Below are 21,885 nucleotides of genomic sequence, written 5' to 3'. Positions count from 1 at the left end.
AAACAATCGGCGCGTTATAGAAATGTGATCGCTATCGAAACGTTTCGCTCACGTTTGTTGCAGGACGGCAAAAAGAAAACGCCCCTTCACAGAAGAGGCGTTGGGAAATTAAATTTCGACCTGAGTACCGAGTTCGATCACCCGGTTTGGCGGGATCTCAAACTGGTCGGGGGCGCGCAGCGCGTTACGCTGCAATAGCATGAATAGCTTACCGCGCAGGCGCAGGTACCAGGGGCGCTTGCCGATAATCAGCGACTCGTGGGACATAAAGAACGACGTTTCCATCATTCGGCAGCTCAGCCCTTCCAGCCCACAGCGATGAAACACCTCTTCTACATTCGGCGTTTCGCGCCAGCCGTAACTGGCCACCACGCGCCAGAAGGTGGGCGACAGCTGTTCGATGGCCACGCGGCGCACGTTGTGGACGTAAGGCGCATCTTCAGTACGCAGGGTCAGCAGGATCACGCGCTCATGCAGCACCTTGTTGTGCTTAAGGTTATGCAGTAGCGCGAAAGGGATAACGTTCAGCGCCCTGGACATGTACACCGCCGTGCCCGGCACGCGCACCGGCGGGGATTTTTCCAGCGAGGCGATCATCGCTTCCAGGGAGTTACCGTGCTCATGCATCCGGCGCAGCAGACGGAAGCGCTCGCTTTTCCATGTGGTCATAATGATAAACATCACCAGGCCTAACGTCAGCGGCAGCCAGCCACCGGACAGCAGTTTGGACAGGTTAGCCGTGAACAGCGACACGTCGATACACATAAACCCGATGAACATGACCCCAAGCAGGATCTTGCTCCAGTGCCAGTTTTTATTGGCGACAGTGGTAAACAGAATCGAGGTTAACACCATGGTGCCGGTGACCGCGATACCGTAGGCCGCCGCCAGGTTACTGGAGTGTTCAAAGCTAACGATCACAATCACTACCGCGAAATAGAGCATCCAGTTAATAGCGGGGATGTAAATCTGCCCGGATTCCATTTCCGAGGTGTGAATGATGCGCATCGGCGATAAATAGCCCAGACGCACCGCCTGGCGCGTTAGCGAGAACACGCCGGAGATCACCGCCTGCGAGGCGATAACCGTCGCCAGGGTGGCGATAATCAATAGCGGGATCAGCGCCCAGTCGGGTGCCAGTAAAAAAAACGGGTTCTTAATCGCTTCCGGGGTTTTCAGCAGCAGCGCGCCCTGGCCAAAGTAGTTCAGCACCAGCGAAGGCAGCACCACGCTAAACCATGCAATGCGGATCGGCAGTTTGCCAAAGTGGCCCATATCGGCGTACAGCGCTTCAACGCCGGTAATCGACAGCACCACCGCCCCCAGCGCAAAGAAAGACACGGTCTTATATTCCACGAAGAAATGCACCGCCCATATTGGGTTTAACGCGTGCAGCACTTCCGGGTTGGCGATGATGCTGCGCACGCCCAATACCGCCAGAATCAAAAACCAAGCCAGCATAATCGGCGCAAACAGTTTGCCCACCATGCCGGTGCCGTGCTTCTGGATCATAAACAGCAGCGTCAGGACGATAATCGACAGCGGCACGATATAAGGATCAAGGGACGGTGCGGCAATTTCCAGACCTTCGATAGCCGACATCACCGAGATAGCCGGTGTGATCACCACCTCGCCATAAAAGAAGCTGCCGCCAATCAGGCCGAGAATAACCAGCCAGGATGTCGCTTTGGCTGACGTATTGCGCCCCGCCAGCGACATGAGCGTCAAAATCCCGCCTTCACCGGCGTTGTCGGCGCGCATCACGAAGGTCAGGTATTTAATGGAAACCACTAAAATTAGCAGCCAAAAGATCAGGGAGAGGAAACCAAAGACGGCATCCCGCTCTACGCCAAAACCAAACTGGCCGGAAAGGCATTCTCTTAACGTATAAAGTGGGCTGGTTCCGATATCGCCGTACACCACCCCGATTGCCGCAAGCGTTATTGCCGGCAGCGGTTGCTTATTATCAGCGCTCATAGACTAATCTTTTGGTTGGAAAACAGATGTGTGCTTAGTCCCTTGGCCCACAAAAAGCGCACAGTATGCACGATTAACGGCAAAATCGTACCCCTAAATGGAATCCAGCCTGTCCACGTCAAAAAAATACCCCTAAACTTCGTACTCCTTTTTGACGATAACCTCACTGCCCGTTGTTCATCACTTTGGATTAGCGGATGCAGGTATATAATTGCATCATAAGCCGTTTCCTCAGGGTAAGGACGCAAACTAATTATGGCTCAACCCCATTTGTTGGCTGAAAGAATTTCAAAGCTCGCCTCCGCACTGGAAAAAGGGCTTTTCGAACGCAGCCACGCCATCCGTCTTTGCCTGCTGGCGGCGTTAAGCGGCGAGAGCGTTTTTCTGTTAGGCCCGCCAGGCATCGCCAAAAGCCTGATCGCCCGCCGCCTGAAATTCGCCTTCGAACATGCCCGCGCCTTTGAATATCTGATGACCCGCTTCTCCACGCCGGAAGAGGTATTCGGCCCGCTGTCTATCCAGGCGCTGAAGGATGAAGGACGTTATGAGCGGCTAACCCAGGGCTATCTTCCTGAAGCGGAAATCGTGTTTCTTGATGAAATCTGGAAAGCCGGGCCCGCTATCCTGAACACGCTGCTTACTGCCATTAACGAACGCCGCTTTCGTAACGGGGCGTTCGAAGAAAAAATCCCCATGCGCCTGCTGGTGGCGGCCTCTAACGAACTGCCGGATGCGGATAACAGCCTGGAAGCACTGTACGACCGGATGCTAATCCGGCTGTGGCTGGATAAAGTCCAGGATAAAGGCAACTTCCGCTCAATGCTGATTAGCCAGCAGGACGAAAATGAAAACCCGGTGCCTGCTACGCTGCAAATCAGCGATGAAGAATTTACCCAGTGGCAAAAAGAGATCGGCAATGTCGCGCTACCGGACGACGTGTTTGAACTGGTTTTCCTGCTGCGCCAGCAGCTGGAAAACCAGCCGCACGCACCTTATGTCTCGGACCGACGCTGGAAGAAAGCGATTCACCTGTTGCAGGCCTGTGCGTTTTTTAGCGGTCGCAGCGCCGTCGCGCCCATCGACCTGATTTTACTCAAAGACTGCCTGTGGCATGACGCCGCCGCCCGCAATCTGATGCAGCAGCAGATGGAAATTTTGATGACCGGGCACGCCTGGCAACAGCAGGCGATGCTGACAAAACTCGGCGCTATTCAACAGCGCAGGATGCAGCTGGAGCAGCAAAAGAGCGACCAGAACGCCCTGACCGTGGTGAAACAGGGCGGGATGTTCAGCCGCCGCCCGCAATACCATCTTCCGGAAACCTTGCAGGCGACGGAGCTGACGCTGCTATTGCAAAAACCGCTCAAGCTCCATGATATGGAAGTCATTCATGTCACGATCAATCGCGAACAGCTCGATCAGTGGCTGCAAAAAGGCGGGGAGATCCGCGGCAAACTCAACGGTATCGGCTTTGCGCAAATCCTCAATCTGGACGTAGACGGCAGCCAGCATTTGCAGATCCGCGATGTCAGCCTGCAGGCCAGCCGATTGTCATTGCCCGGCGCGCTGGCGGAAGGCATTCCGGCGGAAATTAAGCAGCAGTTAGACGAGCTGGATAATGAATGGCACCAGCAGCACAGCCGCTTTAGCGATCAGCAAAAATGCCTGTTTATCCAGCCTGACTGGCTGGGACGTATTGAGGCCAGCTTACAGGACGTCGGCGCGCAGATAAAACAGGCGCGTCAATGATCACCCTGGATACGTTAAACACGATCCTGGCCATCAGCGAAGGGGAATTAATAGAAGAATTGATTATCGCGCTGCTGGCCTCGCCGCAGCTGGCGGTGTTCTTCGAAAAGTACCCGAAATTAAAGAAAGCGCTGCATGAGGATATTCCGCGCTGGCGACAGCAGTTAAAAAACCGCCTTCACGATGTGCCGGTGCCCGTGGAGCTGGCGCAGGAGGTGCAGTGCTATCAGCAGAGCCAGCGGCTTTCCACTTCACAGCTGCTGGTTCAGCTGCCGCAACTATTATCCCGTCTGGAACAGCTGAACTCGCCGTTTGCCGCCCAGGCGGCGCAGCTCACCCAGGCCAGCCCCACGTTTACACCGGCGCTGCATACTTTATTCTTACAGCGCTGGCGGTTGAGCCTGATAGTGCAGGCCACTACCCTGAATCAGCAGCTGCTGGAAGATGAACGCGAACAGCTGTTAAGCGAAGTGCAGGAACGCATGACCCTCAGCGGCCAGCTGGAAAAGGTGCTGGTAGAAAACGATCACGCGGCGGGCCGGTTGTGGGACATGAGTGCCGGGCAGTTGAAGCGCGGCGACTATCAGCTGATCGTGAAGTACGGCGATTTTCTTGCCAGCCAGCCGGAGCTGGAAAAGCTCGCGGCACAGCTGGGGCGTTCCAGGGAGGCAAAATCCGTCCCAAAGAAGGATTCCCCAATGGAGACCTTCCGCACCCTGGTGCGCGAACCGGCGACGGTGCCGGAGCAGGTGGAAGGTCTTCACCGCAGCGACGATATCCTGCGCCTGTTACCCCCCGAGCTTGCCACGCTGGGCATTACCGAGCTGGAATATGAGTTTTACCGGCGGCTGGTGGAGCATGAGCTACTGACCTATCGGCTCCAGGGCGAAGCCTGGCGAGAGCGGGTCATCGAGCGCCCGGTCACCCATCAGGACGTAGACGAACAGCCGCGCGGTCCGTTTATCGTCTGCGTGGATACCTCCGGCTCTATGGGCGGCTTTAATGAACAGTGCGCCAAAGCGTTTTGCCTGGCGCTGATGCGCATCGCCCTGGCCGACAGCCGACGTTGCTTTATTATGCTGTTTTCCACCGAGGTGGTGAGTTACGAGCTCTCCCGACAGGACGGCATCGAACAGGCCATTCGGTTTTTAAGCCAGCAGTTTCGCGGCGGCACGGATATCGCCAGCTGTTTCAGGTCGATCGTTGAAAGGATGCAGAGCAGCGTATGGCAGGATGCGGATGCGGTGGTGATCTCGGATTTTATCGCCCAGCGCCTGCCGGATGAGGTGGTCAACCAGGTAAAAACATTGCAGCGGGTGCATCAGCACCGGTTTCATGCCGTGGCGATGTCCGCTCACGGCAAACCCGGCATCATGCGGATATTCGATCATATCTGGCGCTTTGATACCGGGATGCGTAGCCGCCTGCTGCGACGCTGGCGGCGTTAAGCATTACAGCAGTTCGCTGACCTCAGCCTGAACGTGGGCTGGCCATACGCCGCACTGTACCTGGCCGATATGCGGCAATTGCAGCATCAGCATGGTCAGGCGCGACTGGCCGATACCGCCGCCGATGGTCTGCGGCATTTCGCCGTTGAGCAGCGACTGGTGCCATTCCAGCGCCAGACGATCTTCATCGCCAGTGATCGCCAGCTGGCGTTTCAGCGTATCGGCGTCGACGCGGATGCCCATAGAAGAAAGTTCAAACGCATCTTCCAGCACCGGGTTCCACACCAGAATATCGCCGTTCAGGCCAGCAAAACCGCCTTCGCTGGACGTTGACCAGTCATCATAATCCGGTGCGCGGATGTCGTGACGTTTACCGTCCGCCAGTTTGCCGCCGATGCCAATCAGGAATACCGCACCCAGTTCTTTGGCAATGGCGCGCTCACGGCCTTTGGCATCCAGATCCGGGAAGCGCTGTTGCAGGGTTTCGCTGTGAACGAAGTGGATCTGCTCCGGCAGGAACGGCGTTAAGCCAAACTGCTCGCTTACCGCGGTTTCCGTGGCTTTCATGGCGGACCAGATGGCTTCCACGGTCTGCTTCAGGGTGCCGAGATGACGTTCGCCATCACCCATCACACGTTCCCAGTCCCACTGATCCACGTAAACCGAGTGGATAGGCGACAGACGATCTTCGTCCGGACGCAGCGCTTTCATATGGGTGTACAGCCCTTCACCGGCGCTGAAGTCGTGCTGGCCGAGGGTTTTGCGTTTCCACTTCGCCAGGGAGTGCACCACTTCAAACTGCGCGTCCGGCAGGTTTTTCACCCGTACCTGAACGGCTTTCTCGCAGCCGGATAAGTTATCCTGAGTCCCGTCGCCGATGCGGCTCAGGATCGGTGCCTGAACTTCAATCAGGCCCAATTTTTCTTCGAGCTGGCGAGAGAAATGGGACTTCACGAAACTAATCTGACGCTGTTTTGCGATGTAAGCCGTTTTCATTATGTTTACTCCTGTCTGTCTGATAGCAAACATTTAGCAATAAAAAGGTTACTCAATTCAATAATCATCAATAAAAAAGGCCAGACGGTTTTTAATTCGCTAATTTAAACGCCATAATGAAGGCGAATCGTCATTATCCATAAGGAAAACATATGGAAAATTATCAGATCGACAATCTGGATCGCGGCATCCTAGAGGCCTTAATGGCTAATGCACGTACCGCGTATGCCGAACTGGCGAAACAATTCGGCGTCAGTCCGGGGACTATTCACGTGCGGGTGGAGAAGATGAAGCAGGCGGGAATTATCACCGGCGCGCGTATTGATATCAGCCCGAAGCAGCTGGGTTATGACGTGTGCTGCTTTATCGGCATCATCCTGAAAAGCGCCAAAGACTACCCTTCCGCGCTGGCGAGGCTGGAAAGCCTGGACGAGGTGACCGAGGCGTATTACACCACCGGTCACTACAGCATCTTTATTAAAGTGATGTGCCGATCCATCGATGCGTTGCAGCAGGTACTTATCAATAAGATCCAAACAATTGATGAAATTCAGTCCACTGAGACGCTGATTTCGCTGCAAAACCCGATCATGCGAACGATCAAACCGTAGAAATAGCGCTATTTATCAACGGCTTTATTCATAAATTCTACCGATCGTCGGGCTATTCTCTAAAAGTCTGCGATCGGGCTCCTTCCTGCTATACCCATATTATCCACAGGTAGATCCCAACCCTTTCACAGCGTACAATACGCGACGTTTTAAAAAAGGTGGACGATCATGGCAGAGATTACCCTTATTAGCGGCAGCACCCTGGGCAGCGCGGAATACGTTGCCGAACATCTGGCGGAAAAGCTGGAAGATGCGGGGTTCACCACCGACACCCAACATGGCCCGATGCTTGACGACCTGCGGGCTGACGGGGTTTGGCTGATTGTTACCTCGACGCATGGTGCAGGCGATGTCCCGGATAATCTGGAACCTTTTTATACGGCAATAAAGGAACAGCGGCCTGACCTCAGTGATGTGCGTTATGGCGCAGTAGGCATCGGCAGCCGTGAGTACGACACCTTTTGCGGAGCGATTGATAAAATCGACACGCTGCTGACTGAATGTGGGGCCAAACGTATTGGCGATCTGCTGAAGATCAACGTTCACGATCATGAAATTCCGGAAGATCCGGCTGAAATTTGGCTGGGATCCTGGAAAAATTTACTCTAATTGCTGAAAAGATCGCCGGTTGAATGTGGATAAGTCTGCTTATAAGCTTGGATCAACCGGTAGTTATCCAAAGTATAACCTTCGGGGCTTTCTTGCCCTGTGTATAAATAGCCATTCTGCACCCAGCTAATACCGCGTGGGATCACCGATCGTTCACAGCTAATGATCCCACGTAATGCATTGATCTTGATTGGCGATCGTCAGTTATCCACAGATATCGGCGATCCTAATAAGAGATCACAATAAAACAGATCTCTAAATAAAAAGATCTTCTTTTAAATACCAACGATCCTGACGCTTTCTCGAAAGGCTAAACTTGAGTAGAATCCACGCCCCGGGATCGAAAACCCATTTGCCACACCACGAGGTTTATCCACCATGTTTTATCCGGATCCTTTCGACGTCATCATCATTGGCGGGGGTCATGCAGGTACTGAGGCCGCGATGGCCGCAGCCCGTATGGGTCAACAGACCCTACTTTTGACACACAATATCGACACGCTGGGGCAGATGAGCTGCAACCCGGCGATCGGCGGTATTGGTAAAGGACATTTGGTTAAGGAAGTGGATGCCCTCGGTGGCCTGATGGCGACCGCGATCGACAAAGCCGGTATTCAGTTTAGGATACTAAACGCCAGTAAAGGCCCGGCCGTTCGCGCCACTCGCGCCCAGGCGGATCGCGTGCTGTATCGCCAGGCGGTGCGTACCGCGCTGGAAAACCAACCGAATCTGATGATCTTCCAGCAAGCGGTGGAAGATCTGATTGTGGAAAACGATCGCGTCGTCGGCGCAGTGACCCAGATGGGCCTCAAGTTCCGCGCCAAAGCGGTGGTGTTAACCGTCGGGACTTTCCTGGACGGCAAGATCCACATCGGGCTGGATAACTACAGCGGTGGCCGTGCAGGCGATCCGCCGTCGATTTCTCTGTCGCGCCGTCTGCGTGAACTGCCGCTGCGCGTGAACCGCCTGAAAACCGGTACGCCGCCGCGCATTGACGCCCGCACCATCGATTTTAGCGGGCTGGCGCAGCAGCATGGCGATACGCCGCTGCCGGTATTCTCGTTTATGGGCGACGTCAGCCAGCATCCGCAGCAGGTGCCGTGCTATATCACCTACACCAACGAAAAAACCCATGACGTGATCCGCTCGAACCTCGATCGCAGCCCGATGTATGCCGGGGTGATCGAAGGCATCGGCCCGCGCTACTGCCCGTCCATCGAAGATAAAGTGATGCGCTTTGCCGATCGCAACCAGCATCAGATCTTCCTTGAGCCGGAAGGCCTCACGTCGAACGAAATTTATCCGAACGGGATTTCCACCAGCCTGCCGTTTGATGTGCAGATGCAAATCGTGCGCTCAATGCAGGGGATGGAGAACGCCAAAATTGTCCGTCCGGGTTACGCCATTGAGTATGATTTCTTTGACCCACGCGATTTGAAACCGACGCTGGAAAGCAAATATATCCAGGGCCTGTTCTTTGCCGGACAAATCAACGGCACCACCGGCTACGAAGAAGCCGCGGCGCAGGGGCTGCTGGCTGGCCTGAACGCGGGTCGCTTCTCTGCCGAGAAAGAGGGCTGGGCGCCGCGCCGCGATCAGGCTTACCTCGGGGTGCTGGTGGACGATCTGTGCACCCTTGGCACCAAAGAACCGTACCGCATGTTTACCTCCCGCGCCGAATATCGCCTGATGCTGCGTGAAGACAACGCCGATCTGCGACTGACCGAAGCGGGCCGCGAGCTGGGCCTGGTGGATGACGCCCGTTGGGCGCGCTTCAACCAGAAGCGCGAAAACATCGAACTGGAACGCCAGCGCCTGCGCGGTATCTGGATGGCACCGTCGTCTGAAGGCGTACAGGACGTCAACGCCCAGCTGGCCTCGCCGTTATCCCGCGAAGCCAGCGGCGAAGATCTGCTGCGCCGCCCGGAAATGACGTACCAGCAGTTGGTCAATCTGACCCCGTTCGCCCCGGGTCTTGATGATGCCCAGGCCGCTGAGCAGGTGGAAATCCAGGTCAAATACGAAGGGTACATCGCCCGCCAGCAGGACGAGATCGAGAAACAGCAGCGCAATGAAAACACGCTGCTGCCCGCGACCCTGGATTACCGCCAGGTTTCCGGCCTGTCGAACGAAGTGATCGCCAAACTCAACGATCACAAACCGTCTTCCATTGGACAGGCGTCGCGTATTTCAGGCATCACGCCTGCCGCCATCTCCATTTTGCTGGTATGGCTCAAAAAACAGGGTTTACTGCGCCGCAGCGCGTAACCGGACGTTAAATTCGGGCCAGCCTTATGCTGGCCCTTTTCATGGATATCGTTGTGCTGAATAAATTAACGCGTCTGCTGGACGCCGCCGCCATCACGCTGACCGACCATCAAAAACAGCAGTTGCTGGCCTATGTCGGCATGCTGGATAAGTGGAACAAAGCCTATAATCTGACATCCGTACGCGATCCGGCACAGATGCTGGTGCGCCATATTCTCGACAGCATCGTGGTTGCCCCGCACCTGGAAGGCGAGCGGTTTATCGATGTGGGCACCGGACCTGGCCTGCCTGGCATCCCGCTGTCGATCGTCTGCCCTGACAGGCATTTCACGCTGCTGGACAGCCTGGGAAAACGCGTACGCTTTTTGCGTCAGGTGCAGCATGAGCTGAAGCTGGAGAATATCGCGCCGGTACAGAACCGCGTTGAAGAATTCCCGGCGGAACCGCCGTTTGACGGCGTGATCAGCCGCGCGTTTGCCTCGCTGACCGACATGGTGAACTGGTGCCAGCATCTGCCTGCGCCGCAGGGGCGCTTTTATGCGCTGAAAGGCGTGCGTCCCGATGATGAAATCGCGGCGCTGCCGGCAGGGTTTGAGGTGGAAAAGGTCGTGGCGCTGAACGTGCCGGGGCTTGAAGGCGAACGCCATTTGGTTATGATTAAGCCAAACAAATTTTAAGAATTGTAAAAAATAGTAGAAAAAGTGCGATCGGGAAATTGTTAAACGCCGCCTGTCATTCGGATGATGAATGACAGGAAATTTAACCCTTTTTTTACCAGGGTACTGAGCAGGGCAGGGGAGAGACGGTTAAAACCGTTTTAAAATAATCAACCCTGAAAATATCAGCCTGCTAAAAATCCTTCTGATGGCGCATTCGGGGTTGTTAAAACTTCGGTTGATATGTCAATGAAAGGTTTTGATGGTGTATGGACTGATTTTAAAAAACTCCCGACTAATACTATTAATTTTCAATAAGATGCATTTTCGGGTTTCAACTCTGATACAGAATATTTGTTGGTTTAATTGTTTATTGTGTGATCTCCTGCACGCTTTAGAACAAGGTCTTTGCGGATATTCCGCTTTTTTAGCGAACATAGCGCGTTTAATGAAAAGTTTAAAAATGCGCGTGCCGAAATTTATTTAAACATTTATTCACCTTTTCGCTACTTATTGTTTGAAATCACGAGGCCGCACCGTATAATTTGACCGCTTTTTGCTGCTTGACTCTGAGCCTTAAAGAACGTTTTATACGACACGCGACATACCTCTTAGGGAGCAGGAGTAAACGTGATGTTTGTGTCGCTGTTTAGTGTCAATGTGGCTCGCAAGCTTCTGTTCATTCAGTTACTGGCAATAATGGCGATGGGATTGCTGTTTTGCTTCAAAGACCCCAGTTGGGGCGCGTCCGCCGTCGGCGGAGGCCTGGCAGTGTGGCTGCCAAACGCATTGTTTATGATTTTTGCCTGGCGTCACCAGGCGCAAACACCCGCTAAAGGCCGCGTGGCCTGGTCGTTCGCCGTCGGCGAAGTGTTTAAGGTGCTTGCGACCTTCGCGCTTTTGGTGGTGGCGTTAGCGTACTTCCACGCGGTATTTTTGCCGCTGATAGTGACGTGGGTTTCGGTGCTGGTTGTGCAGATACTGGCACCAGCTGTAATCAACAACAAAGGGTAAGAGGCATCATGTCTGCAGGAGAACTCTCTTCACCACAGGAGTACATTGGTCACCATCTGAATAACCTTCAGCTTGACCTGCGTACTTTCTCACTGGTGGATCCGCAAAACCCCCCGGCTACCTTCTGGACGCTTAACATAGACTCCATGTTCTTCTCGGTGGTTCTGGGTCTGTTGTTCCTGGTTCTGTTCCGTCGCGTGGCCAAACATGCCACCAGCGGCGTACCGGGTAAATTCCAGACAGCGGTCGAGCTGATTGTCGGTTTCGTACATGGAAGCGTAAAAGACATGTACCACGGCAAGAGCAAAGTTATCGCTCCGCTGGCCCTGACGATTTTCGTCTGGGTATTCCTGATGAACCTGATGGATTTGCTGCCAATCGACCTGATTCCGTACATCGCTGAACATGTACTGGGTCTGCCGGCTATGCGCGTGGTGCCGTCTGCTGACGTGAACATCACCCTGTCTATGGCGCTTGGCGTGTTTATCCTGATTCTGTTCTACAGCATCAAAATGAAAGGCATTGGCGGCTTCGCTAAAGAGCTGACGCTACAGCCGTTCAATCACTGGGCATTCATTCCTGTCAACTTAATCCTTGAAGGTGTGAGCCTGCTGTCCAAACCGGTTTCTCTCGGTCTGCGACTGTTCGGCAACATGTATGCCGGTGAGCTGATTTTCATTCTGATTGCTGGTCTGTTGCCGTGGTGGTCGCAGTGGTTGTTGAATGTGCCGTGGGCCATTTTCCATATCCTGATCATTACGCTGCAAGCCTTCATTTTCATGGTTCTGACGATTGTCTATCTGTCGATGGCATCTGAAGAGCATTGATTTTACACAACACTACTGCGTTTTAACTGAAACAAACTGGAGACTGTCATGGAAAACCTGAATATGGATCTGCTGTACATGGCTGCCGCTGTGATGATGGGTCTTGCGGCAATCGGTGCTGCGATCGGTATCGGCATCCTCGGGGGTAAATTTCTGGAAGGCGCCGCGCGTCAGCCTGATCTGATTCCTCTGCTGCGTACTCAGTTCTTTATCGTAATGGGTCTGGTGGACGCAATCCCGATGATCGCTGTAGGTCTGGGTCTGTACGTGATGTTTGCTGTCGCGTAGTAAGCGTTGCTTTACTTGTTAAGTAAATAAGCAATATCAGAACGTTAACTAGATAAGAGGCATTGTGCTGTGAATCTTAACGCAACAATCCTCGGCCAGGCCATCGCGTTTGTCCTGTTCGTTCTGTTCTGCATGAAGTACGTATGGCCGCCAATTATGGCTGCCATCGAAAAACGTCAAAAAGAAATTGCTGACGGTCTTGCTTCTGCGGAACGAGCTAAAAAGGATTTGGACCTTGCACAGGCCAATGCGACCGACCAGCTGAAAAAAGCGAAAGCTGAAGCTCAGGTAATCATCGAGCAGGCGAACAAACGCCGCGCGCAGATCCTGGACGAAGCGAAAGCGGAAGCCGAACAGGAACGTACCAAAATCGTGGCGCAGGCTCAGGCAGAAATCGACGCTGAGCGTAAACGCGCTCGCGAAGAACTGCGTAAGCAGGTGGCTATGCTGGCCGTTGCTGGCGCCGAGAAGATCATCGAACGTTCCGTGGATGAAGCTGCTAACAGCGACATCGTGGATAAACTTGTCGCTGAACTGTAAGGAGGGAGGGGCTGATGTCTGAATTTGTAACGGTAGCTCGCCCCTACGCCAAAGCAGCTTTTGACTTTGCCGTCGAAAACCAAAGCGTAGACCGTTGGCAGGACATGCTGGCGTTTGCCGCTGAGGTGACTAAAAACGAACAAATGGCAGAGCTTCTCTCTGGCGCGCTGGCGCCGGAAACGCTCGCTGAGTCGTTTATCGCAGTATGTGGTGACCAGCTCGACGCTCACGGCCAGAACCTGATTAAGGTGATGGCTGATAACGGGCGTTTGAAGGTTCTCCCTGATGTTCTTGAGCAATTCATTCGTTTACGTGAGGCCCGCGAGGCCACCGTTGAAGTGGAAGTCACTTCCGCTAATGCGCTTAGCGAAGAACAGCTCGAGAAAATCAGCGTCGCGATGGAAAAACGTCTGTCACGCAAAGTGAAGCTGAATTGCAAAATCGATAAGTCTGTAGTGGCAGGCGTAATCATCCGAGCGGGTGATATGGTCATTGATGGCAGCGTACGCGGCCGTCTTGAACGCCTTGCAGACGTCTTGCAGTCTTAAGGGGACTGGAGCATGCAACTGAATTCCACCGAAATCAGCGAACTGATCAAGCAGCGCATTGCTCAGTTCAGTGTTGTGAGTGAAGCTCACAACGAAGGTACTATTGTTTCTGTAAGTGACGGTGTTATCCGTATCCACGGCCTGGCCGATGTGATGCAGGGCGAGATGATCTCCCTGCCGGGTAACCGTTACGCTATCGCACTGAACCTCGAGCGCGACTCTGTGGGTGCGGTAGTGATGGGTCCGTACGCTGACCTCGCCGAAGGCATGAAGGTGAAGTGTACTGGCCGTATTCTTGAAGTTCCGGTTGGCCGTGGCCTGCTGGGTCGTGTGGTGAACACCCTGGGTGCGCCTATCGACGGTAAAGGTCCGGTTGAGCACGACGGCTTCTCCGCCGTTGAAGCGATTGCACCGGGCGTTATCGAACGTCAATCCGTAGACCAGCCTGTACAGACCGGTTATAAGTCCGTTGACGCCATGATCCCAATCGGTCGTGGTCAGCGTGAACTGATCATCGGTGACCGTCAGACCGGTAAAACCGCGCTGGCTATCGACGCCATCATCAACCAGCGTGATTCCGGCATCAAATGCGTTTACGTTGCGATCGGACAGAAAGCGTCCACTATCGCCAACGTGGTGCGTAAGCTGGAAGAGCATGGCGCGCTGTCTAACACCATCGTGGTGGTAGCAACCGCGTCTGAATCCGCTGCACTGCAATACCTGGCACCGTACGCCGGTTGCGCAATGGGCGAATACTTCCGCGACCGCGGCGAAGATGCGCTGATCATTTATGATGACCTGTCCAAACAGGCTGTTGCTTACCGTCAGATCTCCCTGCTGCTGCGCCGTCCGCCAGGACGTGAAGCATTCCCGGGCGACGTATTCTATCTCCACTCTCGTCTGCTGGAGCGTGCATCCCGCGTTAACGCGGAATACGTTGAAGCCTTCACCAAAGGTGAAGTCAAAGGTCAAACCGGTTCACTGACTGCACTGCCGATTATCGAAACCCAGGCGGGTGACGTTTCTGCGTTCGTTCCGACCAACGTAATCTCCATTACCGATGGTCAGATCTTCCTGGAAACCAACCTGTTCAACTCCGGTATTCGTCCGGCGGTTAACCCGGGTATTTCCGTATCTCGTGTAGGTGGCGCAGCGCAGACCAAAATCATCAAGAAACTGTCCGGTGGTATTCGTACCGCGCTGGCGCAGTACCGTGAACTGGCAGCGTTCTCCCAGTTTGCATCCGACCTTGATGATGCAACCCGTAAGCAGCTGAGCCACGGTCAGAAAGTGACCGAGCTTCTGAAACAGAAACAGTATGCGCCGATGTCCGTTGCGCAGCAGGCTCTGGTGCTGTTCGCGGCAGAACGCGGTTACCTCGAAGATGTGGAACTGGCGAAAATCGGTAGCTTCGAAGCCGCTCTGCTGGCTTACGTCGACCGTGATCACGCTCCGCTGATGCAAGAAATCAACCAGACCGGTGGCTATAACGATGAGATCGAAGGCAAGCTGAAAGGCATCCTCGACTCTTTCAAAGCAACCCAGTCCTGGTAACGTCTGGCGGCTTGTCTTAGGGCAGGCCGCAAGGCATTGAGGAGAAGCTCATGGCCGGCGCAAAAGAGATACGTAGTAAGATCGCAAGCGTCCAGAACACGCAGAAGATCACTAAAGCGATGGAGATGGTCGCCGCTTCCAAAATGCGTAAATCGCAGGAAAGAATGGCTGCCAGCCGTCCTTACGCAGATACCATGCGCAAAGTGATTGGTCACCTTGCTCACGGTAATCTGGAATATAAGCACCCTTACCTGGAAGAACGCGACGTTAAGCGCGTGGGCTACCTGGTGGTGTCGACGGACCGTGGTCTGTGCGGTGGCTTGAACATTAACCTGTTCAAAAAACTGCTGTCGGAAATGAAGGCATGGTCAGATAAAGGCGTTCAGTGCGATATCGCAATGATCGGCTCGAAAGGCGTGTCGTTCTTTAATTCCGTTGGCGGGAACATCGTGGCTCAGGTCACAGGCATGGGGGACAACCCTTCCCTGTCTGAACTGATCGGCCCGGTAAAAGTGATGTTGCAGGCCTATGATGAAGGGCGTCTGGACAAGCTTTTTATCGTCAATAACAAATTTATCAATACCATGTCTCAGGTTCCGACCATCACGCAACTGCTGCCATTGCCAGCGGATGATGATGAGGAATTAAAACGCAAGTCCTGGGATTACCTGTACGAACCCGATCCGAAAGCGCTGCTGGATACCCTCCTGCGCCGTTATGTGGAATCTCAGGTTTATCAGGGCGTGGTAGAAAACCTGGCCAGCGAGCAGGCCGCACGTATGGTGGCGATGAAAGCCGCTACCGACAATGGCGGCAGCCTGATTAAAGAGCTGCAGTTGGTATACAACAAAGCTCGTCAGGCCAGCATTACTCAGGAACTCACCGAAATCGTCGGTGGTGCATCCGCGGTATAACCAGGTTAATTCGTAGAGGATTCAAGATGGCTACTGGAAAAATTGTCCAGGTAATCGGCGCCGTAGTTGACGTCGAATTCCCTCAGGATGCCGTACCGCGCGTGTACGATGCTCTTGAGGTGCAAAATGGTGATGAGCGTCTGGTGCTGGAAGTGCAGCAGCAGCTCGGCGGCGGTATCGTGCGTACCATCGCAATGGGTTCTTCCGACGGCCTGCGCCGCGGTCTGACTGTTGCAGACCTCGAGCACCCGATCGAAGTCCCGGTAGGTAAAGCGACCCTGGGCCGTATCATGAACGTGCTGGGTCAGCCGATCGACATGAAAGGCGATATCGGCGAAGAAGAGCGTTGGGCGATCCACCGCGCGGCACCGTCCTATGAAGAGCTGTCCAGCTCTCAGGAACTGCTGGAAACCGGCATCAAAGTAATCGACCTGATGTGTCCGTTCGCTAAGGGCGGTAAAGTCGGTCTGTTCGGTGGTGCGGGCGTAGGTAAAACCGTAAACATGATGGAGCTGATCCGTAACATCGCGATCGAGCACTCCGGTTATTCCGTGTTTGCGGGCGTGGGTGAGCGTACTCGTGAGGGTAACGACTTCTACCACGAAATGACCGACTCCAACGTTCTGGATAAAGTATCCCTGGTTTATGGCCAGATGAACGAGCCGCCGGGAAACCGTCTGCGCGTTGCGCTGACCGGCCTGACCATGGCTGAGAAATTCCGTGACGAAGGCCGTGACGTTCTGCTGTTCGTAGATAACATCTACCGTTACACCCTCGCCGGTACCGAAGTATCCGCACTGCTGGGCCGTATGCCTTCTGCGGTAGGTTATCAGCCGACCCTGGCGGAAGAGATGGGCGTTCTGCAGGAACGTATCACCTCCACCAAAACCGGTTCTATCACGTCCGTACAGGCGGTATACGTACCTGCGGATGACTTGACTGACCCGTCACCAGCCACCACCTTTGCGCACCTTGACGCAACCGTGGTACTGAGCCGTCAGATCGCGTCTCTGGGTATCTACCCTGCGGTTGACCCACTGGACTCCACCAGCCGTCAGCTGGATCCGCTGGTTGTTGGCCAGGAGCACTACGACACCGCGCGTGGCGTACAGTCCATCCTGCAGCGTTACCAGGAACTGAAAGACATCATCGCCATCCTCGGTATGGACGAACTGTCTGAAGAAGACAAACTGGTGGTAGCACGTGCGCGTAAGATCCAGCGCTTCCTGTCCCAGCCGTTCTTCGTGGCAGAAGTGTTTACCGGTTCTCCGGGCAAATACGTATCGCTGAAAGATACTATCCGTGGCTTTAAAGGCATCATGGAAGGCGAATACGATCACCTGCCGGAGCAGGCGTTCTACATGGTTGGCTCCATCGACGAAGCCGTGGAAAAAGCCAAAAAACTTTAACGCCTTAATCGGAGGGTGATATGGCAATGACTTACCACCTGGATGTCGTCAGCGCTGAACAGCAAATGTTCACAGGGCTGGTGGAAAAAATCCAGGTTACGGGTAGTGAAGGTGAACTGGGGATTTACCCGGGCCACGCTCCGCTGCTCACCGCCATTAAGCCTGGTATGATCCGCATCGTGAAGCAGCACGGTCATGAAGAGTTTATTTATCTCTCTGGCGGCATTCTTGAAGTGCAACCGGGCAACGTGACTGTGCTGGCAGATACCGCGATTCGCGGTCAGGATCTCGACGAAGCGCGAGCCCTGGAAGCGAAGCGTAAGGCAGAAGAGCATATTCGTAACTCTCACGGCGACGTGGATTACGCTCAGGCTTCTGCTGAACTGGCTAAAGCGATTGCCAAACTGCGCGTTATCGAGTTAACCAAAAAAGCGATGTAACACCGGCTTGAAAGATAAAATGCCAGTCTGATGACTGGCATTTTTTTTTGCCCGATATCGGGAAGATATTCACATTCTCGATCGTCGCGTCATTATCACCTGTTCGGGTGGTTTCCTTCCTGTGATTGCCATTTACAGTAAAACCAACGGGATAATCATTCGCGTTGAACCCGCTTTGCTTTGCAAAGCGACAACGTCATTTTCCCAGATAATTTTTTATAAAAACTAAGTGTTGAATTACCCTTATGGCAATGAAATCGTCGCGTAAAAATGTCCAGAAAACCCGATCGGACACATTAAGCAACCGTCCGGGAAAGCAATATTCACCCTGAGCGAGTAATATATCGTCAATCCATTTTACCGCGAAAAATATGTAGAATTTTCAAACGTAAATCGTTTTACTTCACTCACTTTATAGAGACAGGACGCGTATGGCGAACAGTGTGATGAGCGTGGTTATCCTTGCCGCAGGCAAAGGCACCCGCATGTATTCCGATCTTCCAAAAGTGTTGCACACGCTTGCCGGCAAGCCGATGGTGCAGCATGTGATTGATGCGGCGACAAAAGTCGGTGCCCAGCGGGTGCATCTGGTGTACGGCCACGGTGGCGATCTGCTAAAACAGACCCTGAATAATGACGCCGTAAACTGGGTATTGCAGGCCGAGCAGTTAGGCACCGGCCATGCCATGCAGCAGGCCGCGCCGTTCTTCGCGGATGACGAAGATATTCTGATGCTTTACGGCGACGTACCGCTTATCTCCACCGATACCCTGGCGCGGCTGCGGGATGCCAAACCGCAAGGCGGTATTGGCTTACTGACGGTTAAACTTGACGACCCCACCGGCTATGGCCGCATCACCCGTGAAAACGGCCAGGTGACGGGCATTGTTGAGCATAAAGACGCCAGCGACGAACAGCGTCAGATTAATGAAATCAATACCGGTATTTTGATTGCCAACGGCGCGGATTTAAAACGCTGGCTGTCGAAGCTCACTAACGACAACGCCCAGGGTGAGTATTACATCACTGATATTATCGCCCTCGCCTGGCAGGAAGGGCGCGAAATCGCCGCCGTGCATCCCGAGCGCTTAAGCGAAGTGGAAGGGGTAAATAACCGTCTACAGCTGGCACGCCTGGAGCGGGTCTATCAGTCCGAGCAGGCGGAAAAACTGCTGCTGGCGGGCGTGATGCTGCGCGATCCGGCGCGTTTCGATCTGCGCGGCGAGTTAACCCACGGGCGTGACGTCGAAATTGATACCAATGTGATCATCGAAGGCAACGTCACCCTCGGCAACCGGGTAAAAATCGCCGCTGGCTGTGTAATAAAAAACAGTGTGATTGGCGATGACTGTGAAATCAGCGCCTACTCTGTAGTAGAAGATTCGCGTCTTGAGGCGGCCTGCACCATCGGTCCGTTTGCGCGTTTGCGCCCGGGCGCGGAACTTGAAGAAGGCGCGCACGTCGGTAATTTTGTAGAAATGAAAAAAGCGCGTCTCGGTAAAGGGTCCAAAGCGGGCCATCTTTCCTATTTGGGCGATGCCGATATCGGCGCGAACGTGAATATCGGCGCGGGCACCATTACCTGTAATTACGATGGCGCAAATAAGCATAAAACCATTATTGGCGACGATGTGTTTGTCGGTTCCGACACGCAGCTGGTGGCCCCGGTGACCGTGGCGCGTGGCGTGACGATCGGCGCGGGCACCACGGTTACCCGTAATGTTGAAGAAAATGAATTAGTCATCAGCCGCGTGAAACAGACCCATATTCAGGGCTGGCAGCGTCCGGTGAAGAAAAAATAATTATCCTTGCCGTGAGGCGAGGCTGGGGTGAGAGGAAATCATAATTTCTCCACCCCGAAAGCAGTACCACAAAAATAACCCCACTCTCTACAAGGCTCGGGGCGCTCGAAAAGAGCAACAAAGGTCGACTGACAACCTATGGCATACCGCCATTATCAGGAAACAAAACTATGTGTGGAATTGTTGGCGCAGTCGCGCAGCGTGATATTGCAGAAATCCTTCTCGAAGGATTACGCCGTCTGGAATACCGTGGTTATGACTCTGCGGGACTTGCGGTTATCAACAGCAGCGGAGAGATGACGCGTTTACGTCGTCTGGGCAAAGTTCAGATGCTGGCGCAGGCCGCAGAAGAGCAGCCCCTGCATGGCGGCACAGGTATTGCGCATACCCGTTGGGCGACCCACGGCGAACCGTCGGAAATTAATGCGCACCCGCATGTATCCGACCACATCGTGGTGGTGCATAACGGCATTATCGAAAACCATGAACCGCTGCGCGAGCTGTTGCAGGCGCGCGGTTACGCATTCGCTTCCCAGACCGATACCGAAGTGATCGCGCATCTGGTGCACTGGGAGCTGGAGCAGGGCGGTACGCTGCGTGATGCAGTGCTGCGCGCCATTCCGCAGCTGCGCGGCGCGTATGGCACCGTTATCGTCGATACCCGCAACCCGGACGTGCTGTTGGCCGCACGTTCCGGTAGCCCGCTGGTTATCGGCCTCGGCATGGGCGAAAACTTTATCGCCTCCGATCAGCTGGCACTGCTGCCGGTGACCCGCCGCTTTATCTTCCTGGAAGAGGGCGATATCGCGGAAGTGACCCGCCGCACCGTCACCATCATGGATAAATCCGGCGCAGAAGTGAAACGGCCTGATATCGAATCCAATCTGCAATATGACGCGGGCGACAAAGGCGTTTACCGCCACTACATGCAGAAAGAGATTTACGAGCAGCCGAACGCGATTAAAAACACCCTGACCGGGCGCATCAGCCACGGTGAGGTGGATTTAAGCGAGCTGGGCCCTCAGGCTAACGATCTGCTCTCTCAGGTTGAGCACATTCAGATCGTCGCCTGCGGCACGTCTTACAACTCCGGTATGGTGTCACGCTACTGGTTCGAAGCGCTGGCGGGCGTCTCCTGCGACGTGGAAATCGCCTCTGAATTCCGCTATCGCAAATCTGCCGTGCGTCGCAACAGCCTGATGATCACCCTGTCTCAGTCTGGCGAAACCGCCGATACCCTGGCGGCGCTGCGTCTGTCTAAAGAGCTGGGCTACCTCGGCTCGCTGGCGGTGTGCAACGTTCCGGGCTCTTCGCTGGTGCGTGAATCCGATCTGGCGCTGATGACTAAAGCCGGGACTGAAATCGGCGTGGCGTCCACCAAAGCGTTTACCACCCAGTTAACGGTGCTGTTGATGCTGGTGGCGAAGCTGGCGCGTCTGAAGGGCCTGGATGCCTCTGTCGAGCACGACATCGTCCACGGCCTGCAGGCGCTGCCAAGCCGTATTGAGCAGATGCTGTCTCAGGACAAACGTATTGAAGCGCTGGCAGAAGATTTCTCCGACAAGCACCACGCCCTGTTCCTGGGCCGTGGCGATCAGTATCCGATCGCCCTGGAAGGCGCGCTGAAGTTGAAAGAGATTTCCTATATCCACGCCGAAGCCTATGCTGCTGGCGAACTGAAACACGGCCCGCTGGCGCTGATTGACGCTGATATGCCGGTGATTGTGGTAGCACCGAACAACGAACTGCTGGAAAAACTGAAATCCAACATCGAAGAAGTGCGCGCCCGTGGCGGCCAGCTGTACGTCTTCGCCGACCAGGATACCGGTTTCACCAGCAGCGACAACATGCACATCATTGAGATGCCGCATGTGGAAGAGGTGATTGCGCCAATCTTCTATACCGTTCCGCTACAGCTGCTGGCGTACCACGTTGCGCTGATCAAAGGCACTGACGTGGACCAGCCGCGTAACCTCGCCAAGTCCGTTACCGTAGAATAATCCTGCAAGCCTCACCGTCCTGGTGAGGCTTTTTTGGCTGATTTTTAACCAAAAAACTTGCCGATTTTTTATGACAATCGGCCATCCCGAACTACATTTTATCTTGTCACAAAAATAAAATTTCACTGCAATGTCAGTGTCATAATTCTTATTATCTCTCTGATTTTTAATAATTAATTTGAAGATAATTCCGCAGGATTTTGCTTGTCATAAAACTGTCATAATTCGTACATTT

At 54.2% G+C, this 21,885-nt stretch carries 19 protein-coding genes; 17 read left to right on the top strand and 2 right to left on the bottom strand.

Going from position 1 to position 21,885, the window contains the following annotated elements; translation table 11 throughout:
- Nucleotides 1-108: 108 nt before the first annotated feature.
- Nucleotides 109-1,977 (bottom strand): low affinity potassium transporter Kup, encoded by a 1,869-nt coding sequence (kup, locus tag FND52_RS16975; RefSeq protein ID WP_125292924.1) that lies wholly within the window; start codon nt 1,975-1,977, stop codon nt 109-111.
- 255 nt (nt 1,978-2,232) lie between these two features.
- Here kup and ravA point away from each other — a divergent pair, with 255 nt between their 5' ends.
- Nucleotides 2,233-3,726 carry an ATPase RavA gene (ravA, locus tag FND52_RS16970; RefSeq protein WP_144132023.1) on the top strand — a complete coding sequence of 498 codons (1,494 nt, stop codon included), beginning with the start codon at nt 2,233-2,235 and terminating at the stop codon, nt 3,724-3,726.
- On the top strand, nt 3,723-5,174 hold the full coding sequence (gene viaA, locus FND52_RS16965) for an ATPase RavA stimulator ViaA (RefSeq protein ID WP_144132021.1): 1,452 nt from the start codon (nt 3,723-3,725) through the stop codon (nt 5,172-5,174). Before ravA ends, viaA begins: the two co-directional genes overlap by 4 nt.
- Before the next feature lie 3 nt (nt 5,175-5,177).
- Here viaA and asnA read toward each other — a convergent pair whose 3' ends face one another.
- Nucleotides 5,178-6,170: an aspartate--ammonia ligase gene (gene asnA / locus FND52_RS16960; RefSeq protein WP_125292921.1), complete on the bottom strand. Its 993-nt coding sequence runs from the start codon at nt 6,168-6,170 to the stop codon at nt 5,178-5,180.
- Between the two features lie 152 nt (nt 6,171-6,322).
- Here asnA and asnC point away from each other — a divergent pair, with 152 nt between their 5' ends.
- From asnC to glmS, 15 genes are all read left to right on the top strand, one after another.
- On the top strand, nt 6,323-6,781 hold the full coding sequence (gene asnC, locus FND52_RS16955) for a transcriptional regulator AsnC (protein ID WP_125292920.1): 459 nt from the start codon (nt 6,323-6,325) through the stop codon (nt 6,779-6,781).
- A gap of 168 nt (nt 6,782-6,949) precedes the next feature.
- On the top strand, nt 6,950-7,390 hold the full coding sequence (gene mioC / locus FND52_RS16950; RefSeq protein WP_144132019.1) for an FMN-binding protein MioC: 441 nt from the start codon (nt 6,950-6,952) through the stop codon (nt 7,388-7,390).
- A gap of 378 nt (nt 7,391-7,768) precedes the next feature.
- The gene (gene mnmG, locus FND52_RS16945; protein WP_144132017.1) at nt 7,769-9,658 is read left to right on the top strand and encodes a tRNA uridine-5-carboxymethylaminomethyl(34) synthesis enzyme MnmG; all 1,890 of its coding nucleotides are present in this window, start codon (nt 7,769-7,771) and stop codon (nt 9,656-9,658) included.
- A gap of 53 nt (nt 9,659-9,711) precedes the next feature.
- Nucleotides 9,712-10,335, top strand: a complete 624-nt coding sequence (gene rsmG, locus FND52_RS16940) for a 16S rRNA (guanine(527)-N(7))-methyltransferase RsmG (protein ID WP_125292949.1) — start codon at nt 9,712-9,714, stop codon at nt 10,333-10,335.
- A 612-nt stretch (nt 10,336-10,947) separates the two neighbouring features.
- Nucleotides 10,948-11,328 (top strand): F0F1 ATP synthase subunit I, encoded by a 381-nt coding sequence (gene atpI / locus FND52_RS16935; RefSeq protein ID WP_125292948.1) that lies wholly within the window; start codon nt 10,948-10,950, stop codon nt 11,326-11,328.
- Nucleotides 11,329-11,336: 8 nt separating this feature from the next.
- Nucleotides 11,337-12,155, top strand: coding sequence for a F0F1 ATP synthase subunit A (gene atpB / locus FND52_RS16930; RefSeq protein WP_125292917.1), 819 nt, complete (start codon nt 11,337-11,339; stop codon nt 12,153-12,155).
- A 48-nt stretch (nt 12,156-12,203) separates the two neighbouring features.
- Nucleotides 12,204-12,443 (top strand): F0F1 ATP synthase subunit C, encoded by a 240-nt coding sequence (gene atpE / locus FND52_RS16925; protein ID WP_000429386.1) that lies wholly within the window; start codon nt 12,204-12,206, stop codon nt 12,441-12,443.
- Nucleotides 12,444-12,512: 69 nt separating this feature from the next.
- A complete protein-coding gene (gene atpF, locus FND52_RS16920) occupies nt 12,513-12,983 on the top strand; it encodes a F0F1 ATP synthase subunit B (RefSeq protein ID WP_002435552.1) in 471 nt (156 codons plus the stop codon).
- A 14-nt stretch (nt 12,984-12,997) separates the two neighbouring features.
- Nucleotides 12,998-13,531, top strand: a complete 534-nt coding sequence (gene atpH / locus FND52_RS16915; protein ID WP_125292916.1) for a F0F1 ATP synthase subunit delta — start codon at nt 12,998-13,000, stop codon at nt 13,529-13,531.
- Nucleotides 13,532-13,543: 12 nt separating this feature from the next.
- Nucleotides 13,544-15,085 (top strand): F0F1 ATP synthase subunit alpha, encoded by a 1,542-nt coding sequence (atpA, locus tag FND52_RS16910; RefSeq protein ID WP_125292915.1) that lies wholly within the window; start codon nt 13,544-13,546, stop codon nt 15,083-15,085.
- A 50-nt stretch (nt 15,086-15,135) separates the two neighbouring features.
- A complete protein-coding gene (atpG, locus tag FND52_RS16905) occupies nt 15,136-15,999 on the top strand; it encodes a F0F1 ATP synthase subunit gamma (protein ID WP_125292914.1) in 864 nt (287 codons plus the stop codon).
- A gap of 26 nt (nt 16,000-16,025) precedes the next feature.
- Nucleotides 16,026-17,408 (top strand): F0F1 ATP synthase subunit beta, encoded by a 1,383-nt coding sequence (gene atpD, locus FND52_RS16900; protein WP_125292913.1) that lies wholly within the window; start codon nt 16,026-16,028, stop codon nt 17,406-17,408.
- Between the two features lie 20 nt (nt 17,409-17,428).
- Nucleotides 17,429-17,848 carry a F0F1 ATP synthase subunit epsilon gene (locus FND52_RS16895; protein ID WP_043866215.1) on the top strand — a complete coding sequence of 140 codons (420 nt, stop codon included), beginning with the start codon at nt 17,429-17,431 and terminating at the stop codon, nt 17,846-17,848.
- A 431-nt stretch (nt 17,849-18,279) separates the two neighbouring features.
- On the top strand, nt 18,280-19,650 hold the full coding sequence (glmU, locus tag FND52_RS16890; protein ID WP_144132015.1) for a bifunctional UDP-N-acetylglucosamine diphosphorylase/glucosamine-1-phosphate N-acetyltransferase GlmU: 1,371 nt from the start codon (nt 18,280-18,282) through the stop codon (nt 19,648-19,650).
- Nucleotides 19,651-19,820: 170 nt separating this feature from the next.
- A complete protein-coding gene (glmS, locus tag FND52_RS16885; RefSeq protein WP_125292911.1) occupies nt 19,821-21,650 on the top strand; it encodes a glutamine--fructose-6-phosphate transaminase (isomerizing) in 1,830 nt (609 codons plus the stop codon).
- Nucleotides 21,651-21,885 lie beyond the last annotated feature (235 nt).

Origin of the sequence: Atlantibacter subterraneus, assembly GCF_007570865.1 — a bacterium.
Lineage (GTDB): Bacteria > Pseudomonadota > Gammaproteobacteria > Enterobacterales > Enterobacteriaceae > Atlantibacter > Atlantibacter subterraneus.
Note: the sequence above shows the minus strand (reverse complement) of the source record. Positions and strands in the feature narration are given on the sequence as shown.

Excerpts from the sequence above, each read along its gene's own strand:
- kup (WP_125292924.1), bottom strand. The coding sequence starts at position 1,977 with ATGAGCGCTGATAATAAGCAACCGCTGCCGGCAATAACGCTTGCGGCA.
- ravA (WP_144132023.1), top strand. The coding sequence starts at position 2,233 with ATGGCTCAACCCCATTTGTTGGCTGAAAGAATTTCAAAGCTCGCCTCC.
- viaA (WP_144132021.1), top strand. The coding sequence starts at position 3,723 with ATGATCACCCTGGATACGTTAAACACGATCCTGGCCATCAGCGAAGGG.
- asnA (WP_125292921.1), bottom strand. The coding sequence starts at position 6,170 with ATGAAAACGGCTTACATCGCAAAACAGCGTCAGATTAGTTTCGTGAAG.
- asnC (WP_125292920.1), top strand. The coding sequence starts at position 6,323 with ATGGAAAATTATCAGATCGACAATCTGGATCGCGGCATCCTAGAGGCC.
- mioC (WP_144132019.1), top strand. The coding sequence starts at position 6,950 with ATGGCAGAGATTACCCTTATTAGCGGCAGCACCCTGGGCAGCGCGGAA.
- mnmG (WP_144132017.1), top strand. The coding sequence starts at position 7,769 with ATGTTTTATCCGGATCCTTTCGACGTCATCATCATTGGCGGGGGTCAT.
- atpI (WP_125292948.1), top strand. The coding sequence starts at position 10,948 with ATGTTTGTGTCGCTGTTTAGTGTCAATGTGGCTCGCAAGCTTCTGTTC.
- atpB (WP_125292917.1), top strand. The coding sequence starts at position 11,337 with ATGTCTGCAGGAGAACTCTCTTCACCACAGGAGTACATTGGTCACCAT.
- atpE (WP_000429386.1), top strand. The coding sequence starts at position 12,204 with ATGGAAAACCTGAATATGGATCTGCTGTACATGGCTGCCGCTGTGATG.
- atpH (WP_125292916.1), top strand. The coding sequence starts at position 12,998 with ATGTCTGAATTTGTAACGGTAGCTCGCCCCTACGCCAAAGCAGCTTTT.
- atpA (WP_125292915.1), top strand. The coding sequence starts at position 13,544 with ATGCAACTGAATTCCACCGAAATCAGCGAACTGATCAAGCAGCGCATT.
- atpG (WP_125292914.1), top strand. The coding sequence starts at position 15,136 with ATGGCCGGCGCAAAAGAGATACGTAGTAAGATCGCAAGCGTCCAGAAC.
- atpD (WP_125292913.1), top strand. The coding sequence starts at position 16,026 with ATGGCTACTGGAAAAATTGTCCAGGTAATCGGCGCCGTAGTTGACGTC.
- FND52_RS16895 (WP_043866215.1), top strand. The coding sequence starts at position 17,429 with ATGGCAATGACTTACCACCTGGATGTCGTCAGCGCTGAACAGCAAATG.
- glmU (WP_144132015.1), top strand. The coding sequence starts at position 18,280 with ATGGCGAACAGTGTGATGAGCGTGGTTATCCTTGCCGCAGGCAAAGGC.
- glmS (WP_125292911.1), top strand. The coding sequence starts at position 19,821 with ATGTGTGGAATTGTTGGCGCAGTCGCGCAGCGTGATATTGCAGAAATC.